Origin of the sequence: Streptococcus sp. 27098_8_186, assembly GCF_041432055.1 — a bacterium.
GTDB classification, from domain to species: domain Bacteria; phylum Bacillota; class Bacilli; order Lactobacillales; family Streptococcaceae; genus Streptococcus; species Streptococcus dentalis.
Window position 1 is genome coordinate 435,532 of sequence record NZ_JAPVYV010000001.1, and the last position, 19,881, is coordinate 455,412.

The following is a 19,881-nucleotide window of genomic DNA, read 5'->3' on the forward strand; positions in this document are numbered from 1 at the left end:
CGTTTCTTCTTCTCTTCATTATAAACTTTTCCATGACACTTGTAAAATAGGGACTTTAGGTTTACAATAGTTTTATGATTACAATTGAACAAACCCTCAACATTTTAAAACATGACCAAAATTTCCGAGAAGTTCTAGTAAATGGTGAATACTACTACCATCTAGAAGGAACAAGTTTTGATGCTATTAGCTATGATAGCCGTAAGGTTTCTGCTAGTACCCTCTTTTTTGTCAAAGGGGCCAACTTCAAAAAAGAATACCTGGAACAGGCTATTTCTAATGGACTCGGCTTTTATGTCTCTGAAAAAGATTATGAAGTTGGTATTCCTGCCATTCTCGTCAATGATATCAAACAGGCCATGAGCTTAATTGCCATGGAGTTTTATGGGCACCCTGAGAAACAATTAAAACTATTGGCCTTCACAGGGACTAAGGGGAAGACAACAGCGGCCTACTTTGCTTACCATATTTTGGAACAAAGTCACCGACCAGCTATGCTGTCTACCATGAATACAACACTGGATGGTAAAAACTTCTTTAAATCGACCCTGACAACGCCAGAGAGCTTGGATCTTTTTGCCATGATGGCTGAGGCAGTAGCCAATGATCGGACCCACCTCATTATGGAAGTTTCCAGTCAAGCTTATCTAGTGAAACGGGTTTACGGTCTGACCTTTGACGTTGGTGTTTTTCTCAACATCAGTCCTGACCATATTGGACCGATTGAACACCCAACTTTTGAGGATTATTTCTACCACAAACGTCTCCTCATGAAGAACAGCCAAGCCGTTGTCATCAATAGTGATATGGATCATTTCCAAGTTTTAGCGGACCAAGTCGCGAACCAAGACCACGATTTTTATGGAAGCCAGTCTGAGAATCAAATTGAAAACTCTAAGGCCTTCAGCTTCTCAGCCACTGGTAAATTAGCTGGAAACTATGATATCCAACTGATTGGTCACTTCAACCAAGAAAACGCTGTAGCAGCAGGTCTTGCCTGTCTTCGTCTAGGTGCGAGCCTCGAGGATATCCAAAAAGGGATTGCTAAGACGCGCGTTCCTGGCCGAATGGAAGTCTTGACTCAGAAAAATGGAGCCAAGGTTTTCATCGACTACGCCCATAATGGAGATAGCTTGAAAAAACTGCTCTCAGTTGTCGAAACCCATCAAACGGGGACCATTTCACTGGTCCTTGGATCAACTGGGAATAAAGGAGAGAGCCGTCGCAAAGACTTTGGCTTACTCTTAGAAGACCATCCTGAAATCCAAGTCTTCCTCACAGCGGATGATCCCAACTATGAAGATCCCTTGGCTATCGCTGAAGAGATTAGCAGCTTCATCACGCGCCCTGTTGAGAAAATCGCAGATCGCGAAGAAGCTATTCAGCTGGCTATGGCAACAACCAGCAAGCCTGAAGATGCCGTCATTATCGCCGGAAAAGGAGCTGACTGCTACCAAATCGTCAATGGCGTAAAAGAAGAATATCCAGGTGATGCCGCCATCGCTGAACGTTACCTATAATCAAACGAAAGAAGGCTAGGAAAATTCCTAGCCTTAAAATGTAGATAACTTATTTTAAAGTAAAAAAGTTAAACAATACTACAAAAAAATGAGTTCTATTTTTTAAATCGATTTAAGAAAATACCGAAACTTTCCGCTGTGAGAAAAGTGTCTGAAACAATAACGTTTCAGGCACTCGGAATTATTGAGACCTTAGGCTCAATAATTAGTCATGGAACTTCAAAGAAGTTCGCTGACGTCCGTACTCACTTAAGGAAAGTTTTTAAGATGACTTTGTCTTCAATCCGAGGCTAGGAAGTTTTCCTAGCCTCTTTCTATTGTTTGATAAACATCAGTCTTTCCTTGTCCAAGTCCACTGCTAATTCATATTTGCCTTCATCATTTTTGCGGATATAGCCTAAGACTTCTAAGCTATCAACAAAGATGTCTCTGCGCTTTTGCTGGACTTCTTCTTTTTTGAGGAACTTGAGCAAAAAGCTGGTCATATACTTGAGAGCATACTCGGGATTGACATCGCCCAAAATAGCATAGAGCTTCTCTTGCTCCCCTGTCAAAGGGTATTGGTGAGCCACCTTGTAAAAGTAATTGGAAAGAGTCTGAGCATTTCGTTCGAAGTCCGTCTCCTCTATCAAAATCGCTGCATTAGTCGTGTTGCGGAGTTCCGTTTGGAAAACTTTGTTTTTTAGTTTCTGATAAAATTCACTATCCTCTCGGACAAAGACCTCCTGATCCAAGTCAACAAGATCAGCTGACTCCAAGAAAGGCAGGTTGAGGGTGTAGCGTTTATTTTCTCGAAGGATGAAGCCCGCTTTGATATACTCCTCCATCAGCTTGTCTACTGGCTGATCTGAAAATTTGGCCTTGATTTGCCGCAGGATCACATCATCCTGCTGGTCCAGATAGTTGATCAAGTCCTTGAAAAATGGCTGACGTGTCAAACGTGTGGGATTAATGATCTGAATCATCCATATACCTTTCTTTAAACTGTAGATGGGGAGACTGAGCTAACTGACTCGGGTTGGTTCCGGGCTGATCTAGAGGAACGGCTAAGCCAAGCTCCTTGTAGTAATCCAGCCAGAACGGACTAATCTCCTCTTCCTCATCTCCAAACTTCATGGGAATGGTCTCAAAAACAGGGAGTAGTTCAGCGATGAACTGGGAACAATAGAAACCTTTTCCATCTGGATAAAAGGACGCATTGTAGGGAGCTCCTAAAAGGCTCTCTGCTCGCTTTTTGACTTCTTCGTGATCAATCGCCGTATAGCGATAAAGGTCATAGACTTTTCCAGCTTCAAAGAAGTCCTCAGAGGCCTGGGCAAGGACGCCACCTTCCACTGTAGCATGATAGACCTGTCCGTCCAAAAAGACAGCCACGTGACTGTAGTTACCTGTCGAAGCCTGGATGGCCTGGCCCATTTCCGTATTTTCTCTCACAAAAATCAAATCGCCAGATTCTAACATGGTCTCCTCCTAGCAAAAAAGGAGTCGAAACTCCTTTTTAACGATGGGTTCCCCACCTATCATTATGCATTAAAGCTTTCAGTCAATTGAGGAACCACTTGTTTCTTACGTGAAACGGCACCTGGAAGGAAAGCATGATTGTTTTCAAGTTTGAAGTTAAAAGCTGCTTCTACCTTATCCATATTAGCACCAAGAGCCAAAATTTCTGAGTTTGAGTTGACGATGTCAGTAATCATCAAAACGAAGTCAGAGTAGCCGTTAGCTGCATTGGCAGCTTGGATGGCTGCTTCGATTTCAGCTTGGCGTTCCAAAACTTCAGCGATATCAACTGTGTTCACTTGAGCCACACGAACGTTGTTTCCGTTCAATTCAAAAGTCTTAGCATCAATGTCAATCAACTCTTCTGCTGATTTGCTTGCTAAGTTGGTACCAGCCTTGAGCATGGCAAGACCGTATTCTTCCAAGTTCACACCAGCCAATTCAGCCAATTCAGGGGCAATCACCTTATCAGATGGGTGAGTTGTTGGAGATTTCAAAAGAAGAGTATCTGAAATCAAACCTGAAAGCATCAAACCTGCGATTTCTTTTGGAACAGCTACACCGTGTTCTTTGAACATGCGGTAAACGATAGAAGATGCTGATCCAACTGGCTCCAAACGCATGTAAAGTGGGCTAGCAGTTTCAAAGTTAGCTACACGGTGGTGATCCACCACACCATAAACTTCTACTTCAGCGATATCTGAAACAGATTGTTGGAATTCATTGTGGTCCGTCAAGATGACTTGCTCTGCACCTTCTGCTTTAGCTGATGTGATGACGCGTGGTGCTTCCACACCAAAATAGTCCAATACGAAAGCAGTTTCTTCATTTGGAGTTCCAAGAGCCACTGCTTCTGTATCCAAACCATAAGCTTCTTTTGCAAGATAAGCAAAGGCTACAGATGAACCGATAGCATCTGAGTCCGGATTTTGGTGACCAAAAACGAGAATTTTTGACATGTTTCTACCTCTTTATTTCATTTATAGATTCACTCTATTTTAGCACGTTTTGCCATTTAAAGAAAGGGAATAGTTGTGCATTTCAATAGAAAAGACAGCTGGAAGGCCCAACTGTCTATACTTTTTATCCTTTGACCCGTTTCAGGTAATCTTGGTAACTTTCTGTTTCCATCAAATCTTTTGCATTTTGGACCCGTTCTTTTGTCGGTGGTTTCACACCCTCCAATTTGTACGGAATTCCCAATTCACGCCATTTGAATTCCCCCATAGTATGGTATGGAAGGATCTCAAATTTATCAACATTTTTAAGGGTTTTAACAAATTTTCCAAGCTCGATCAAGTCGTCATCTCGGTCTGTAAGCCCAGGTACCAAAACGTGACGAATCCAGACTGGTTTTCCAATATCAGATAGGTATTTGGCACAAGCTAGAATCGTTTTATTGGTATGGCTGGTCACAATTTTGTGTCGTTCATCATTGATTTCCTTGATATCAAGAAGCACCAAGTCTGTCACCGCCATCAAGCGGTCGAATTTTTCCAAATAACGAGGTGTATTCCGGAAAGGAAGGGCACAGGTATCCAAGGTACAATGAATGCCCAACTCTTGAGCCTTGGTGAAGAGGGCAATCAAGAAGTCAATCTGCAAGAGGGCTTCTCCACCACTGACAGTGATTCCCCCTTTTTCGCCCCAAAATCCACGATAACGGAGGGCTTCTTCTAGGACATCATCCACTGTCCGTTCACGGGACTTGTTGGTTTCCATTGCCCAAGTATCTGGATTGTGGCAGTATTGGCACCGCATTTGACAGCCTTGAAGGAAGACAATAAAGCGGATCCCAGGCCCGTCTACTGCCCCAAAACTTTCTGTTGAGTGTACCATTCCTGTTACTTTTCCATAGTCAACTGTTTCATTTTCCATTGAGGAACCTCTTCTCTTGAAAACGTTTTATGATTTTATTATAACACGATTCCATCTATTTTAAAGAGTTTAAGCTTCTTTTTGAAAAGAATCTGTTTTTTTCAGTAGTTTTCATTGTCCTAGTACAGTTTCCAATATGGGACTATCTGTCCTGTATTATGGAAAAAAATTTACGGCCTTGATGTCATTAAGGGGCTTATCCAGATAAGATTTCTTGCTCCATGAGAACACTCTATCGTTTAGCTGATATTAGTGTTTTCGACAAGATGGACCTTCCTTGGAGAAGAAAACGAAGGCCAAATAGGCAGAAAGAAACGCGTGTAAAACAAGCTTTTCATAGAGAGTTACGTGAGAAAGCAGATATTTATCCCGATTTTTAGAAAGAATTCGGTCATCTAGAAGGGGTTACAATTGCAGGAGAAAAAGACAAAAGTCTAGTCATTTCTTACTAGAATGCTTTTCAAATGCCATCATCACACTGAAAACCAATGGACGGAAAGCAAATGATTTTGAGGCCTCCACTGATCAATGGTTGTCTAAAGTTCCTAGACACCTCTTTAAGTCGATCACTTTTAATTATGGGAAAAAATTTTCTAATTGGAAGTCTATTTCGAATGCACATGACATTGATATTTCTTTGTGGGTCCAGGATGTCTTGGTCAATTAGGTCTCCCTGAACATTTTAATAGCTTATGGAGACGGAATTACCGAAACAAAGGGAGTTTAGTGAAAACTCCTTTTATTTTATCCTAATACCAATTCATCACTAACCAGGGTTTCACCACTGTTTTGTTGGAAGAGGCGCATTAAATCTTCAACCGTTAGGTTTTTCTTTTCTTCTCCTTTGACGTCGACAACGATCTTGCCTTGGTAGAGCATGATCAAGCGGTTGCCGTATTCAATCGCATGGTTCATATCATGCGTAATCATCAAGGTTGTCAAATCATGGCTTTCCACGATCTTTTGTGTCAATTCCATGACCATTTCACTAGTCTTAGGATCGAGCGCTGCGGTATGTTCATCCAGAAGCAAGAGTTTCGGTTTGACCAAGGCTGCCATGACCAAGGTCAAGGCTTGACGTTGCCCACCAGACAAATATTGGGTATCCACCTTGAGACGGTTTTCTAAACCGATATTCAGTTCCTTCAAGGCTTCACGGAATAATTCGCGATCTTTCTCTCGAACTCCCCAGCTCAAACCACGAGATTTCCCCCGACGTTGGGCAATGGCCATATTTTCTTCAATGGTCAAACGAGAAGCTGTCCCCATCTTGGGATCTTGGAAGACACGCGCAATATCTTTCGCACGCTTACGAACACTCGTATTTTTGATGGAGTTACCTTCTAGCAAGATATCTCCTTCATCTACGACCAGATTTCCTGCCAAGATGTTCATCAAGGTTGATTTCCCAGCTCCATTTCCACCGATGACCGAAATGAAGTCCCCTTCTTCTACTTGGAGATCCAAGCCTTTTAAGACATGGTTTTCATTGACTGTTCCTGCTTCAAATGTCTTATGAATACCTTCAATTGATAATAATGTTGCCATACTTTTCTCCTACTTATTTCCTAACTTCAATCCACGAACACGAAGACGTTTTTGCGCCTCAGGAGCGAACAAGACAATCGCGAGCAAGATCGCATTGAAGAGACGAACCATATTTTGATCGAGATTTGGGATCTCGTAAATATTTAAGATAATCAAACGGTAAACAATGGCTCCAACCCCGATGGAAAGCAAGCGCCAACCAATGGTCAATTCGTGGATCAAAACTTCAGCGATAATCACAGCACTCAAACCAACTACGATCGTCCCTGTACCAGAAGTCACATCTGAGAAACCATCATTTTGTGCAAACATGGCTCCACAAAGGGCAATCAAACCATTGGAAATCATGTAGCCCAACATCTTCATGTTATCTACATTGACCCCATTGGCCTCACTCATTGGAATGTTATCACCAGTCGAGCGCAAAACCAAGCCAAGTTGCGTCTTCATTAAGAGGGTCAATAAGATACAGACGATGATCAAGCAAGAAATACTAATCAAAAAGACAGCTTCTTCATTGGACAAGCCCAATTTCATGACACTTTTGAAAATGGTACTGGCATCGCCAATAGAGAGGTTGGGTACTCCCCCCATGATTTTAATATTGATAGAGTAGAGACCGGTCAAAGTGACAATCCCTGTCAAAAGGGCTGGAATTTTCATTTTTGTATGGAGAATCCCAGAAACCAATCCTGCTATCATCCCTGCCAGGAAGCCCAACAAGGTTGCAAGCCAAGGGTTTCTTCCTGCTTGAATTTGGGAGGCTACAACTGCTGCACCAAGTGGAAAGGCTCCTTCTGCCGTCATGTCGGCAATATCTAAAATTCGAAATGTTAAGTAAACACCGATCGCCATGATCGACCACAATAAACCTTCTGATAAACTTGATAAAACGAAATTCATCTCAAACCTCCTATTTTTCTACCTTCAACGAGCTAATATCAATTCCAAGCTCTTTAGCCATCTCTTTATTGGTATGCAATTCTAATTTTTCAGGTGTTTCAACTGCGACTTTGCCGGGTTTCTCACCCTTCATGATGCGAATGGCCATCCGAGCAGCTTGTCTTCCCAATTCCTCATAATCAGTACCAAAGTTGTACAAGCCACCAGTAGCTACCATTTCAGCAGATCCACCAAAAACGGGCACCTTATGACTGATGGAGACCTGTTTTACAGTGTCCATTGTAGAAGAGATAATATTGTCTGTCGGAACAAAGACGATATCTGCTTCTGACATGATACTGTCTGCTGCAGCTTTCACATTGTTACTATCGAGGATGGTTTTTTCAACCACTTGATAGCCTTTAGCTTCAAGGATCTTCTTCGCATTGTCTTTTTGGACAACTGAGTTAGGCTCACTTTGCGTATAGAGGATCCCAACTGTTTTCGCCGTTGGAAGTACTTGCTTAATCATATCCACCTGTGTAGAGATCGCATCGTCTGACTGGTCACTTGTCCCTGTGATATTGCCACCAGGCTCTTTCAAGTTTTTCACCAATTTCGCTGCCAATGGGTCGGTCACAGCTGAGAAGACAACCGGCGTTGTTTTCGTCGTATTGGCCAAACTTTGAGCTGAAGGTGTTGCAATCGCAAAGACTAGATCACTTTCTTCCGCCAATTGTTTGGAAATGTTTTTCAGATTTCGTTGCTCCCCTTGAGCATTTTGGAAATCAATCTGGATATTTTTCCCATCCACATAGCCCTCTTTCTTCAACTCATCGATAAAGCCTTTTCGTGTCGCGTCGAGTGACTTATGGGTGATGTACTGGGAAATCCCAATTCGAAAGACATTGTCTTTTTTAGCATCCTTCAGATGGTGTAAGGTCACCAATGATGTTAACAGAAGTCCTACAACTAGGACAGGTGCTAGTAATTTCTTCACTACTTTCATTTTTTGACTCCTTTTCTGCAAATAAACAAAAAATCCGCTTAGATCATTCTCTAAACGGATGCTTGAAATTATCCAACAAGTTACAAAACCTCGGTCCATTTAGATACTAGCTCTATGGACCATCATCAAAAATCTTAGCCACATAGATACAAACAAATTGCTTGGGTTGTTTGCATCCATGAGATCATGTCTACAAACACTATCTAAAGTAGCTAAAGTAAAATTTTTGACTAGAAATGGCTTGTTGCTTCATGTTTATTTTCTGCTTTCTTTATTTATGGGTATTATCTTACCTTAATTTTTTTTGGCTGTCAAGACTATTTCAGAAATTTTTAAAATTTTTTGAAAATTCAACTAGCCCTGACAAGAAAAAACAGAGGCTGGAACACGTCCAGGCCTCTGTTTTCTAATCTTCTTTTGATTTGGTTTCTTCATCTTCTTCGACGATTTCAGAAATTTCAACTTTCACCTTGGTCACACGACCATTTTTTACTTTGTCATTTGTCAAAATGAGGTGTTTCTTTTGACTATCGACTTCACAGCTGAGTCGCTCTTTCAAGGTCGGAATTCGCCCAACCTCTGTCAGGTAATACCCTGCAATGGTATCCACATCATCACTTTCCAACTCAACATCAAAATATTCGTTAAAGTCATTTAGAGACATGGCTCCTTGTACAAAATAAGTATTGTCTGCAATTTCAAAGACATCAATTTCCGCTTTGTCAGTCTCATCGTCAATTTCACCGACGATTTCTTCCAAGAGGTCTTCAAGAGTGACCAGTCCAGACATTCCACCATATTCATCAAGCAGAATGGCCATTTGATTTTGTGTATTGCGCAATTCCTTCAAAAGATCATCCACAAAAATGGTTTCTGGAACAAACAAAGGTTCTTGTAAAATCTTTCTTAAGACAATATTATCAAAGCCATTGATAAATCCTTCATTCAAGAGACGTTTGGTATGGATGAGGCCGATGACATTGTCCTTGTCATCATCATAGACAGGAATCCGTGAAAAGTTTTGCTTAAGGATACTTTCAATAATTTCTTTGGTATCATCATTGATATCAACCATGAAGGCATCTGTCCGTGGCACCATGACTTCACGCGCTACCATTTCATCTAATGAAAAGATCCCTTGAAGCATCTCAATCTCGTCCGCATCTAGTGTTGCTTCACTATTGGTCAGCATATACTCGATTTCATCCCGCGTCATCTTTTCATCCGGATCATCGAATTCCATTGGCGTGATACGGCTCAAAAGATTGGTCGACGCTGAAAGCAACCAAACAAAGGGACTGACAATTTTTCCTAATAGAATGACAATCGGAGCTGTTCGAACCGCTAATTCATCTTTTAAGTTCATAGCAATTCGTTTCGGATAGAGTTCGCCAAACACGATCGAAATATAAGTCAAAAATGCTAGAGATAAAAAGCTTCCAGCTGCAAGAGCTGTTTTAGTGTTGCCCATCCATCTAGCAATGACATGACCAAGGCTATCTGCAAGACTCGCCCCAGATAAAATAGTAATCAAGGTGATCCCCACCTGAATGGTAGATAAGAAATGGTTGGGTTGTTCCAATACGCTAAGAAGACGAATGTATTTTTTATCTCCTTCTTCAGCTTTTTGCTCAACACGAGAGCGATTCAACGATACCATTGACATTTCAGTTGCCGAGAAAAAGGCATTCAACAATGTCAAAACAATCAATAAAATAAATTCCAGTAAAATTTCCTGACTGCCAGGGTCTTCCATGGATAATTTCCTCCAGTATATAATATTGTATATTATACCACAAAATATGAGAGCCTGCATTCTTATATATCAATTTCTTTTTTTCCCATCAAAAAATCAGGAACAGGTCCTGATTTTAGTGTTCTGCACTAGTAAAATCATAAAAGAAGGCGTTGAGTTTTTCGACTAGCCCAAGTAATGAGAGACTACTTGTACAGATAAAGGTTTTTCTCTTTAATTTCGGTATCATAAAGTTAGCTACCACAACATCTGCGTCCGAATTCTCGATATCATCCACTGTTAGATTATACTTGATCATCTGCGTAAATTCAAAGTTATCCGTACAGTAAAAATTAAGAAAATCGATCATGGATTTGGCATGGTGATCATCAAAACGACTAATAATTAAGACCTTAATGGATTTCCGACGTCGCAATAACTGCGGTAAGAGACGCTCCCAGTGAGTGTAAACCGTATATATCATGTGCTTGAGGATCTCCTCATTCAAATCATGCTTCATGGTCTTCATATAGATGATTAAATAGTTTCTCAAATCATCATAAAAGGCTGGGAAGATGCTCTTGAAATCTTCGTTGGTATTGGTCTTGATATCAAATAAGAGGAACTCGGAGAATAATTCTTTCCGACCGAGATGTGACGTATTATGGACATGCATCAACATCTCATCTAGATTTTCAATATCTAAATCATAGGTATAACATAGCTCCCTGAACATGTCTTTAATGAGAGTTGTCGATTTTTTTGCATAAGAGTCTGTTGCTGCAGCTTCAATCAGGCTTTCAGGGCTGAAATAGAAATTCTCTTGAATAAAGATAATGAAGAACTGCTCCAGCACTTTTCCATTCAACTCGACACCCAGCTGCAAGCTAAAGTAGCGCAACATCTCCTCGACATTGGTCACCCCTTGATACTGGTCCTTATACACATCATAGTTCGTTGGCATGTCAATAAAATAGCCCTGCTTAATACGTGATAAGTAGACTGTCAAAAGAACTTTATAAGACCTGAGGACAGAGAAAGTCAATGGATAGCCATAGAGTTTGAAGAAGAAGGTGATCAAGTCGGTCACAGCCTCTTCCTTAAATTCTGGGAAAGGCCATTCCATATAGTAATAACGCTCTGCAAAATATTGGGCATAAAAGAAACGAACGTCAATCTCATCTCCGACAAGGTTCAAGGGTTTCAAATCAATCTTTATATTGTATTTGGTTTGAAGCTTCTGATTAATCGTCCGAATCAAGCGGTAGAAAGATTGGTGACTCAGATCAAACTTCCTGCAAATATATTCATTGGAAACATCCTTGTGGAAAAAGAGATATTCAATCAATGCGAATGCTTGTGATTCTTTAAAAAAGTGATGGTAAATTACCTCAAGCCCAACCGAATCCTCATAACTAAGTTTGATTCCATTGGTAGATGATTCAATTATAAAGTCATCAAAAGTGCTACGAAGATTAGACAAATCTTCTTTTAACGAACGTTCCGTACAATCCAAACGCTTGGCCAACTCTTTCAAGTGGAACCATCTTTTTTCCTTAATCAAGATTTCTAATAATTGCAATTGGCGTCTCTGTTTTTTGGATAAGAGCAGTCTCATCTTTTCCTACCTAATTTCATATTTTAATTCAAAATCTCTTATATTTTAACATATTTTATTGAGCTTGTTGACTATTTTTCAAAAAATATACAAAAAAGACTCCAAGGCCCTTATAGGCACTAGAGTCTAGGATTTATTAATGATTCCAAATTCTTCTTTTTTCTTCTGTTCCTTAGCAACACTGTGGTTATCATAAAGATTCACCAAGAATTTTACAATTTCTTTTCCAATCGAATAGACTGGAATCGCGACAACCATCCCGATAATTCCATAGATATTACTTGAGAGCAATAAGAGAACCATAATGGTAATCGGGTGAACCTTCATCACGCCTCCAACGATACGCGGATAAAGAATATTCCCATCGATCTGCTGGATAATCAACATGTAAATGACTGCTTTGATCATCATATCCACATCTGTGAAGGCATAGGTGATGATCATCGGAATCAAACCAATGGTTGGTCCTACATATGGAATGAGATTGGCCAATCCAGAAAAAATGGCAAAGACCAAAGCGTACTTCAATCCAATAAAACTATAGCCAATGTAGGCTAGGGTCCCAATGATCAAGGCATCGATCGAAATCCCACTAATATAGCGCGAGACGGTTTCATTCAAACTAACCAAGAGGCTTGAGATGTGGAGTTTGTCATTGCGTAAAATGGTCCGCTCCAACATCGGCAATAACTTCTTCCCATCAATCAAGAAATAAACCAAGAAGATCGGTGTCATGATCAAGATAAAGACCGTATTGACAATGGTGTTAACCACACTGCCTAAACTGTTAGTCACACTATTCAAGAGATTTTGAAGGATATCCATATAAGAAAGATTCAACTGCTGAATCGTCGATTGGATATTCACATTCTGGAACAAAGGATTGGTTGAGAGTTTTCGAACCAAACTCTGAACTTCCCAGTAAAGTCCTTGAGTCGAATTGATCAAGCTGGTTAACTGATTGATTAAGATAGGAAGCAGATAAAAGATCCCTAAGCCAATGAGCCCAAATAACAGTACTAAGGTGATCAAAATCCCAAACACACGCTTGATTTTTAAGTGTTTTTCCAACAATTCAACAATCGGATTGGTAATGTAATATAAAAAACCTGCAATTAAAAATGGTAAGAGGATGGTATTCAGAACAGATACAAATGGAGAAATTAAAGTCCCCATTGATTTCCAAATATAGAAAATCACCGTCAATAATAAGATCTCACATGTCCAGAATAACAATTTACTATTTCGAAACATTCCTTACCTCCTGTTTTCTATTCTACCATATTTTATGATAGAATTTCAAACAGCATTTATTAGAGTATATTAACAGTCTGTAGCCTTGATTTAATAACATTTTTCAGCTTTTAATGGTTCATTTAACATCATTATATCACTCCCCAAATTCCACAAATTACTGAACAAAAAAATACCCCTTGGGGTATCTATCAATTTACGAGTTCAGCAGGCAAGATCTAGCACCCTCACACGGTGCTTTTTTATCTTCAAAAATGGTAGGCGTCCGAGTACCAATGGGTACACGAAAACCTACCACCTAATTAGATTATAACATATCTTGACCGCTTTTTCATGTAAAACAGGGTTTATATTATTGCCATTGCTCTATAAACTCAAGTAAAGCTCTTGCCTTGCGCCTGTGATAGTTACTGCTTGAAATAGAAAGTATATCCATTTGTTCATAAGCAGACACCTTTTTTTGCTCAATAAAGCTCATTTCTAGGATACGTTTACCAGTTGCTGATGAAATACCCTCAATAGCTTTTCTAATTCGATTTACCTCGGTTAAAGCCATGTTTTGGCGCTGATTTTGTCGATCTGTGCAACTATCAAGTAAATCGCCTGTTAGATAATCAACCCCAGCTATTCTACATAAAGAGCGATATTGACACAGTACATTTCTAGCAAGCTCTTTCTTGCTCCTTTTTTCTTCCTGCCCTATATCCATGTTTTGCCTCCTTTTCAAATACATTTACAAATAGGGTTCAGGGGCTTGTATTTTTGTAAGAGTCAAGCCATTCTTTTCTTGATATTGTATGGTATGGATCAGATTCATCATGATAAAGGGGGTTGATCCCCTTATTTACACGAATATAATCCATTCTATCTTCCACAGTTGGAAAGAATATCATTTCTTTAAAATCATCTGAAATAGTTCTACGTTCCCAGCTATCATCTATATTATCGAATATGATAATACTATCATCTGAAAATGTTCTTAATACCGCCAATGCTTCATGGTCTAGATAGTCCTTGCCGTTTACATTGATATACTCAATCCCTTTATCTGATTCAGTTATCAAGACAAATCCACCCGTTTTCATCTTGTGTATCTGTTTTAGCTCATCAATTTTCTTTAAAAGCTCTCTTTTATTCAACTCTAAATATCCTTATTGTCTATACTGATAACTGTTTCCAATTCTTCCAGCTTTTCTATAATTGCTTCATTTTCGTATGCTTTATAGGCAAACTCAAGAATAGTCCTCGCTGATTGTTGCCGTGCGTATGGGCTGATTTTAGTATCATTCATGATAGCTGTTAAGACTTCCACAGCCTCCACAGCTACACTATTCAGCCTGCTTGTTGCCTGCTCCATTGCTTGGTTTCTCATCTTGCGGTATGCACTTCTTACCGTGGTTTTTGCCATGTAACGCTGTGCCGTGCGTCTAGAGATCCCCACTTTTTCGCAAGCCTTGCCCATATTTGGGGCAAGCATTAAAGCCGTCAGGAACTTTTCTTCTTTTAACGTTAATTCTTCCATGCCTACCCCCCTCTCTATCGGACATTCTGAGGCAATTTCAGACAATTTTAAAGCCCATTCTCTTCAAAGAAACGTCCTATAGCCGTTTCATTAAGTTCTAAACTCAATTCCGCTGTGACAAGTAACATATTATCACCATTGATTAAAAATTCGCTGTGATAGGTTTTAGCTTGGTTTTTTAAGTACTCCGCTAATTTTTCGGTACGATCTTTAATATTGTATTTCTCATAGTCAAAGAATGATAAATCTGTATGAGATTGGGCGATCTCTCCCAGCTTTTTAATTGCTAGTGGTTTGTTCTTGTATTTCTCTAGGTATTCTTCAAACTCTTCCCAGGAAATATCCTTTGTGCTTTCAAGTAGCATTAATTCAGCCACATCATCAGCAGTCACACTATTCTTTTCTGATTTGAGTTCTTCAAGTTGTTTGGTGCGCTCTTGCTCGATATCAGACATGATCTTATCATAGGTTTTCTGTGAGTACGTTTCTCCCTCGCTCTTGAGGTCAGCTAGTTCGATTTGTGCTTGTTTGCTCCCTTTCATGCCCTCAGCAACCTCTTTTTTTAGTTTCTCTTGTAACTCAATGTAGGAGCGCATATAGTCTACTTTCTTGTTTGCAAATGCTTTGAGTTCGCTCTTAATAGTTGTGTAAGTCATTTTTTTACCTCTTTCTGTACCTAATCAAAAAACCGAGAATGAACCCTCATGAAGCCTATGCAATCTTCACGAAATGTTACACCCTCGGTTGTTCCGATAGATACTATTTTATTGTTTCAGTCTTTTCGACATAGCACACTTTACCATGTTGATAGACTAGTGTCAGTTTCCCATATACGGGAACCTTTACATTTTCTATTATACCATTTTTTAAATAAAATAGGTAGCCATCTTCCATTTTTTCGATCAAAATTTTTTCATGCATTTTTGTTTTCTCCATTGGTAGGATCTATTTGAGTGGTAGGATTACGGTAGGAACAGTGTCCTACCAATTCCAGCCCATTATATCAACGTTTTTGGCACTTGGTAGGAAAGTAGGAAGAATTTCAGCAATAAAAATATTATATAAACAATAATACCTATTTAATTCATTAATAAATATTATTATTAAAAATATTATTATTTTCCTACCGATTACCTTTTATCCCTAGAGCCTCAAGGGTTTAAAGTGGTAGGAACTTTTTAAAATGATTCCTACCATATATTTCAGAAACCTTGTAAAGCCTTACTCTCTCAATGGGTTAGGGGGGTAGGAATATTTTAATGAGTTTTCCTACTCTCATTCCGATTCTCCTACTTTTTGAAAACCAGATGTCGGAGTTCTTCCAATCTTGATATTTCTCTTGTACTCCCATGTACGTTTACCACGCATTGCAAGCCGTATCTTTGCATTTTGTTGAGGTGTGGGCTTATCGATTAGAAAAACCTCTTTAAAAAATAATGAGACTGTCATTTTTTCACGGGGTACTAACTCGCCATATTTTGCTGTATCTATTTTGACTTCTTCCCCGTTACCATTTAAGTAAGCTCCATTGTTGATCATCTCATAGATATAAGTTCTTCTCAGACCGTCATTGATTGGAGCAAAGTACATTCTTTCAGGGTAAGGAGTTGATAGATACCTTTCAAGTGCCTCTAGTTCATCATCTATAACCTTATAGCGCTCTCTTACGGTGTTTATAAGGTGTTCTTGACTGTCTGACAAGGTTAATGTTTTGTTTGCTCTCCATGCTGTCACCATAGCCCCCCAGAATGCCCTGCGATCCTTTTCAGACCACATTCTACCTCGGTAAGAGTTATCTTTGAATACCTCAGCAACTAAAAACCTACGTTCCCCTGTCAAATCATTCAGATAATCAGGTTGATTAGTAGCCCGTACAAATACAAAGTTTTTCATCAATCGTCTATCTGAACTTGCGTAAGGTGGGCGAAATTCAATTTTTCTATCAGTCACAAACCTTTTTAAAACTTGGAAACTCGCTTTTCTAGTTGCGATCATCTCATCATCAAAAACGCACCAATTCCGCACCATTCGGGCTTTATCGTCTTTTTCTGTGAGTGTATCCACGGTTGTAAAGTATTGATCTGTAAATAACTGCTCAAAAAACTGTGTCTTTCCTACTCCCTGCTCGCCTGTTAAATCTAATACAAAGTCAAACTTTATACTTGGATCAAATACTTTGGCAACTGCTCCACGAAAGAACAGATCAAAGATAATTCGATTGTATTGATTATCTTTCACGTTTAAATAATATCGTAGGATATCAAATGGATCTTTCTGATCTGCTAAATGGGAGTACTCTTGTTCACATTCAAGTAAGAATGATCTCAATGGGTTGTATTGGTTCGATCTAGCTACAACCTCCATTACATCAGCGATATCGGACTTTTTAAAATCGATCTTATACTTTTGGGCAATATACAAGCGAATTTCTTTTATTAGAGAGTCATCAGCAACCCCGTCTAAACGAGTAGCACCGTTCAAATTAATAGAATTTGAAATATCGATTTCATTTGTAAACTCATTGTATTTTAGCTTACCAGCTAACCGAGTATCACGCTCAAGAATTTTTCTGAGATTGTTTAGAGTAGGAGCGTAGCCGTCACCCTTTGCTTTTTGGTCAAGGTTTAAACTATTCTGTTCTGTTTCTCTAATCGCTGTAAGATCAGTGAACTCTTGAGTTAGTGCTTGACTGTATCCAGCATTTGTATATTGTTGTGCTTTATTGTTGCCATTGTTCAAATACTCACCCCCTTATAAATTATTTTCATTTCATCTAGAAAGCACTTTGCAAGTGCCACACGCTTCACAATTGAAGAGAATAGCTGTGTAACCTGCTCGAAGCTATAACCATGCAGGAATAGTAACCGAATAAAAAGCGCTGTATCCTCTTTGGTATAGATTCCATTCGTGATAATATCGAATAACCAGCCATTTAATTCTATTGCTTGATTCTCTCTTGCTTCACTCAACTTACCAGCCTCTAACTTCTGCAATACTGCCAATGGTTCAGGCTTCATAAATTTTGGATAGATCTTTCTCGCAACTTTCCAATGAGAATTTTTCTGTTGATTATCACAAAGTCTTATCGTTATCCCTTTAGTGCGAAAGTCTGTCAATCCTGCTCCAATTGGTTCAAAATAAACAAATTTAAAATAGTTTCCATTTTGCAGTACCAAAGTTGGATTGTCCTTGAGAAAATCCAATGCCGTCAACTTGTCAGAGTGAACAGTAACTTCTATTATTCTCATTTATCAGCTCCCAAAAAGATCAAGATATCACTTACTTTATAATAGGCTTTCCGTGTATCTTCTAGGGGTGGTTGATAGCGTTTCAAGCCGTTTTCTTCCCACCGTTTTAGTGTATTATCCTTTATATCTAACTCATCTTTCAATTGTTTTGCTGTCATAAGCCCCAAAGATTTTTGAAAAACTTTATCTTGTGACTTTAAAAACGTATCAATCAAAGTCAAAACTCCTTGACTTAGTTCTTGTTCACTTTCTTTACTTAAACTAAACATTCATTTTCCTTTCTAAAATCGTTTTTCCTGCGGTTGCACGTTTGGGAGGTATAATCATACCCCTGTTATATTTCAAGTTGAATTTCACCGATTAAAGGGCTAGTTTCAAGCCTTAAAATCGATTCTGTGATTGAATTAAATTATTGGTTTGTCCTTTGCGTTTGTTTCTGACAAATGGACTTACTGAAAAGTTGTCAAGATCTGAAAGTTTGGCACGAATAGAGACAACTCGCCCAGCCTCCTTTTCCTCATTCAATTCTTCAAACGCCTTTGCCATTTTCAAAAACTTTGAAATATGCCGTCTTACGTTTGTTTCAATGTACCAGGCATTATCCTGTTCATCATATCTTACAACTGTTTCCCGTTCCTCTTGCTGGTATGCCATTATCTAGCCTCCATGATCTCAAGCCATTTCTTCATACGTTTTAGCTGTCTTTTGCTGATATATCCTCTTTTCTTGTAAGCTACAGCCCACTCATGGAAACACTCAGCAAGGAAGAATATACTCACGAATGATAGAAAGAAAATACCAACGCCTAATAAATCACTAATCATTTTAGATCCCCTCATCTAGCTTGGTAGCTGTCTATATATGCCCGCCGTGCTTCACCCTCCAATGAAAGAAATTCGTTCAATTCATCAAGAGAGAATTTCTTATGTAGAAAATCAAATAGGATCTGATAAAGATTAGGATCATTCTCTTTCATCTCTTGTACAATTTTGTTAAACCTTAATTGTGCCTGAACCTTTTCCACTTCTTCTAAAAATTCCTCTAATTCTAATTCTGTTAGTTCTAATTCTGTTTTTTCTGTTTCCATTTTATGTACCTCCTGTACAACTTTTTGCGCTCTATACCAAGATATGGTATAATTTAAGTAAATAATATTGCTAAAACCTATAACACGGCTTGCCTGCATTGTGTTGTGTTTTAGTTCATCATTGAAAAAGGCTTGATAGTTTGGCGACTGTGAGCCTTTTTTTTGTTGTCTGTTTTTCAACTATAAAAAAGTTCATCAATTGTAATATCTGGTTTGATTTTGGTAACCATAGATTTAATTAATAAACGTTCTTTATCGTTAAAAGGAGTTTTTCCCAATTCTTTGTTATTGTAAGATTGTAAAGAAATATCTAGCCTATCAGCCATTTTTTTCTGAGTCAAACCTAACATAACTCGGTAACCTTTTAGTTTCTTCATGTCCTATCCTCCTTTCTAAAACCTTCGTCTACAATTTTAAAATCACAGCCTCCAAGGTATCCAATTCGGCTACCTTTCTATGGTATTATATATCCGTTTTGGATAATTGTCAACTATTTATTTCAAAAAAATGTATCATTTATTGATACTTTTTAAATTTTAGGATATAATCAGTTACGAAAGGAATGTAAACTATGAATAGATTGAAAATTTTACGCAAAGAAAAAAAGCTCACTCAAGACGAATTGGCTCATGAAATTGGAGTTTCTAAAATTACTATCTTGAGGTGGGAAAATGGAGAAAGGCAAATAAAACCTGAGAAAGCAAAACAATTAGCCGATTTCTTTGGAGTAAGCGTAGGATATTTGTTGGGATACACAAATGATAGAAAAATATATGATGATGAAAGAATAGAACTTGATTATAAAGGTCAAATTAGGGTATACTCTGAAAAAAGGAATAAAGAAAAAGATCTGCAAACCTTTGTCAATTGTTTAAAAGAATTAGATATTGTTATTAGTGATTATCAAGTAACAGACGTTTTCAATCTTATCCAATCTATGAATTTAAATAATGAAGACAATTATTGGGGAGCTTATATGTCATACGACCTCATGATGTCGCACAGAATAGATGAAATATATAACGATTTGGCTAAAAATGGATACTCATTACTTGTTGAAGACACAAGTACAGATTAAAT

General features: G+C 38.7%; 24 protein-coding genes. 2 read left to right on the top strand and 22 right to left on the bottom strand.

Translation table 11 applies throughout. From position 1 onward, the window contains the following. The first annotated feature begins 74 nt into the window (after positions 1 to 74). On the top strand, positions 75 to 1,520 hold the full coding sequence (locus O3602_RS02095; RefSeq protein ID WP_371611053.1) for a UDP-N-acetylmuramoyl-L-alanyl-D-glutamate--L-lysine ligase: 1,446 nt from the start codon (positions 75 to 77) through the stop codon (positions 1,518 to 1,520). A 314-nt stretch (positions 1,521 to 1,834) separates the two neighbouring features. On the opposite strand, the gene O3602_RS02100 is transcribed toward O3602_RS02095, so the two are convergent. The 22 genes from O3602_RS02100 to O3602_RS02205 form a co-directional block, all read right to left on the bottom strand. Next, on the bottom strand, positions 1,835 to 2,485 hold the full coding sequence (locus tag O3602_RS02100) for a DUF1803 domain-containing protein (protein ID WP_371611054.1): 651 nt from the start codon (positions 2,483 to 2,485) through the stop codon (positions 1,835 to 1,837). Beyond that, positions 2,469 to 2,981 carry a YiiX/YebB-like N1pC/P60 family cysteine hydrolase gene (locus O3602_RS02105; RefSeq protein ID WP_371611055.1) on the bottom strand — a complete coding sequence of 171 codons (513 nt, stop codon included), beginning with the start codon at positions 2,979 to 2,981 and terminating at the stop codon, positions 2,469 to 2,471. Before O3602_RS02105 ends, O3602_RS02100 begins: the two co-directional genes overlap by 17 nt. A 62-nt stretch (positions 2,982 to 3,043) precedes the next feature. Then, positions 3,044 to 3,979 (bottom strand): manganese-dependent inorganic pyrophosphatase, encoded by a 936-nt coding sequence (locus O3602_RS02110; RefSeq protein WP_048689738.1) that lies wholly within the window; start codon positions 3,977 to 3,979, stop codon positions 3,044 to 3,046. 124 nt (positions 3,980 to 4,103) lie between these two features. Then, on the bottom strand, positions 4,104 to 4,898 hold the full coding sequence (gene pflA, locus O3602_RS02115; RefSeq protein ID WP_003005017.1) for a pyruvate formate-lyase-activating protein: 795 nt from the start codon (positions 4,896 to 4,898) through the stop codon (positions 4,104 to 4,106). A 744-nt stretch (positions 4,899 to 5,642) separates the two neighbouring features. Next, complete coding sequence (locus tag O3602_RS02120; protein ID WP_003005034.1) at positions 5,643 to 6,446, bottom strand: ABC transporter ATP-binding protein; 804 nt, start codon at positions 6,444 to 6,446, stop codon at positions 5,643 to 5,645. Positions 6,447 to 6,455: 9 nt separating this feature from the next. Further along, complete coding sequence (locus tag O3602_RS02125) at positions 6,456 to 7,349, bottom strand: ABC transporter permease (RefSeq protein ID WP_003005682.1); 894 nt, start codon at positions 7,347 to 7,349, stop codon at positions 6,456 to 6,458. 10 nt (positions 7,350 to 7,359) lie between these two features. Further along, the gene (locus O3602_RS02130; RefSeq protein ID WP_151190831.1) at positions 7,360 to 8,337 is read right to left on the bottom strand and encodes an ABC transporter substrate-binding protein; all 978 of its coding nucleotides are present in this window, start codon (positions 8,335 to 8,337) and stop codon (positions 7,360 to 7,362) included. A gap of 406 nt (positions 8,338 to 8,743) precedes the next feature. After that, a complete protein-coding gene (locus tag O3602_RS02135; protein ID WP_371611056.1) occupies positions 8,744 to 10,093 on the bottom strand; it encodes a hemolysin family protein in 1,350 nt (449 codons plus the stop codon). A gap of 115 nt (positions 10,094 to 10,208) precedes the next feature. After that, positions 10,209 to 11,690: a M protein trans-acting positive regulator PRD domain-containing protein gene (locus O3602_RS02140; RefSeq protein ID WP_003005647.1), complete on the bottom strand. Its 1,482-nt coding sequence runs from the start codon at positions 11,688 to 11,690 to the stop codon at positions 10,209 to 10,211. A gap of 126 nt (positions 11,691 to 11,816) precedes the next feature. Further along, positions 11,817 to 12,944: an AI-2E family transporter gene (locus O3602_RS02145; protein ID WP_371611057.1), complete on the bottom strand. Its 1,128-nt coding sequence runs from the start codon at positions 12,942 to 12,944 to the stop codon at positions 11,817 to 11,819. Between the two features lie 352 nt (positions 12,945 to 13,296). After that, positions 13,297 to 13,653 carry a hypothetical protein gene (locus tag O3602_RS02150; protein ID WP_371611058.1) on the bottom strand — a complete coding sequence of 119 codons (357 nt, stop codon included), beginning with the start codon at positions 13,651 to 13,653 and terminating at the stop codon, positions 13,297 to 13,299. A 37-nt stretch (positions 13,654 to 13,690) separates the two neighbouring features. Next, the gene (locus O3602_RS02155; protein ID WP_371611059.1) at positions 13,691 to 14,083 is read right to left on the bottom strand and encodes a hypothetical protein; all 393 of its coding nucleotides are present in this window, start codon (positions 14,081 to 14,083) and stop codon (positions 13,691 to 13,693) included. Positions 14,084 to 14,085: 2 nt separating this feature from the next. Further along, positions 14,086 to 14,466: a replication protein gene (locus O3602_RS02160; RefSeq protein ID WP_371611060.1), complete on the bottom strand. Its 381-nt coding sequence runs from the start codon at positions 14,464 to 14,466 to the stop codon at positions 14,086 to 14,088. A gap of 47 nt (positions 14,467 to 14,513) precedes the next feature. After that, on the bottom strand, positions 14,514 to 15,122 hold the full coding sequence (locus tag O3602_RS02165; RefSeq protein ID WP_371611061.1) for a hypothetical protein: 609 nt from the start codon (positions 15,120 to 15,122) through the stop codon (positions 14,514 to 14,516). 103 nt (positions 15,123 to 15,225) lie between these two features. After that, positions 15,226 to 15,387, bottom strand: a complete 162-nt coding sequence (locus O3602_RS02170) for a DUF2292 domain-containing protein (RefSeq protein WP_003013161.1) — start codon at positions 15,385 to 15,387, stop codon at positions 15,226 to 15,228. A 354-nt stretch (positions 15,388 to 15,741) separates the two neighbouring features. Then, positions 15,742 to 17,205 carry a VapE domain-containing protein gene (locus O3602_RS02175; RefSeq protein ID WP_371611062.1) on the bottom strand — a complete coding sequence of 488 codons (1,464 nt, stop codon included), beginning with the start codon at positions 17,203 to 17,205 and terminating at the stop codon, positions 15,742 to 15,744. Beyond that, positions 17,202 to 17,714, bottom strand: coding sequence for a hypothetical protein (locus O3602_RS02180; protein ID WP_340279940.1), 513 nt, complete (start codon positions 17,712 to 17,714; stop codon positions 17,202 to 17,204). Before O3602_RS02180 ends, O3602_RS02175 begins: the two co-directional genes overlap by 4 nt. Continuing rightward, positions 17,711 to 17,983 (bottom strand): hypothetical protein, encoded by a 273-nt coding sequence (locus O3602_RS02185; RefSeq protein ID WP_003013252.1) that lies wholly within the window; start codon positions 17,981 to 17,983, stop codon positions 17,711 to 17,713. The genes O3602_RS02180 and O3602_RS02185 overlap by 4 nt, the downstream gene beginning before the upstream one ends. Positions 17,984 to 18,095: 112 nt before the next feature. Further along, complete coding sequence (locus O3602_RS02190; protein ID WP_371611063.1) at positions 18,096 to 18,368, bottom strand: hypothetical protein; 273 nt, start codon at positions 18,366 to 18,368, stop codon at positions 18,096 to 18,098. Further along, positions 18,368 to 18,538 (bottom strand): hypothetical protein, encoded by a 171-nt coding sequence (locus O3602_RS02195; RefSeq protein WP_247926491.1) that lies wholly within the window; start codon positions 18,536 to 18,538, stop codon positions 18,368 to 18,370. Before O3602_RS02195 ends, O3602_RS02190 begins: the two co-directional genes overlap by 1 nt. 11 nt (positions 18,539 to 18,549) lie before the next feature. Then, complete coding sequence (locus tag O3602_RS02200; protein ID WP_371611064.1) at positions 18,550 to 18,801, bottom strand: hypothetical protein; 252 nt, start codon at positions 18,799 to 18,801, stop codon at positions 18,550 to 18,552. Positions 18,802 to 18,977: 176 nt separating this feature from the next. Further along, positions 18,978 to 19,178, bottom strand: a complete 201-nt coding sequence (locus O3602_RS02205) for a helix-turn-helix domain-containing protein (protein ID WP_340279948.1) — start codon at positions 19,176 to 19,178, stop codon at positions 18,978 to 18,980. A gap of 194 nt (positions 19,179 to 19,372) precedes the next feature. Here O3602_RS02205 and O3602_RS02210 point away from each other — a divergent pair, with 194 nt between their 5' ends. After that, entirely contained in the window at positions 19,373 to 19,879 is a 507-nt protein-coding gene (locus O3602_RS02210; RefSeq protein WP_340279950.1) for a helix-turn-helix domain-containing protein, read from the top strand. Positions 19,880 to 19,881 lie beyond the last annotated feature (2 nt).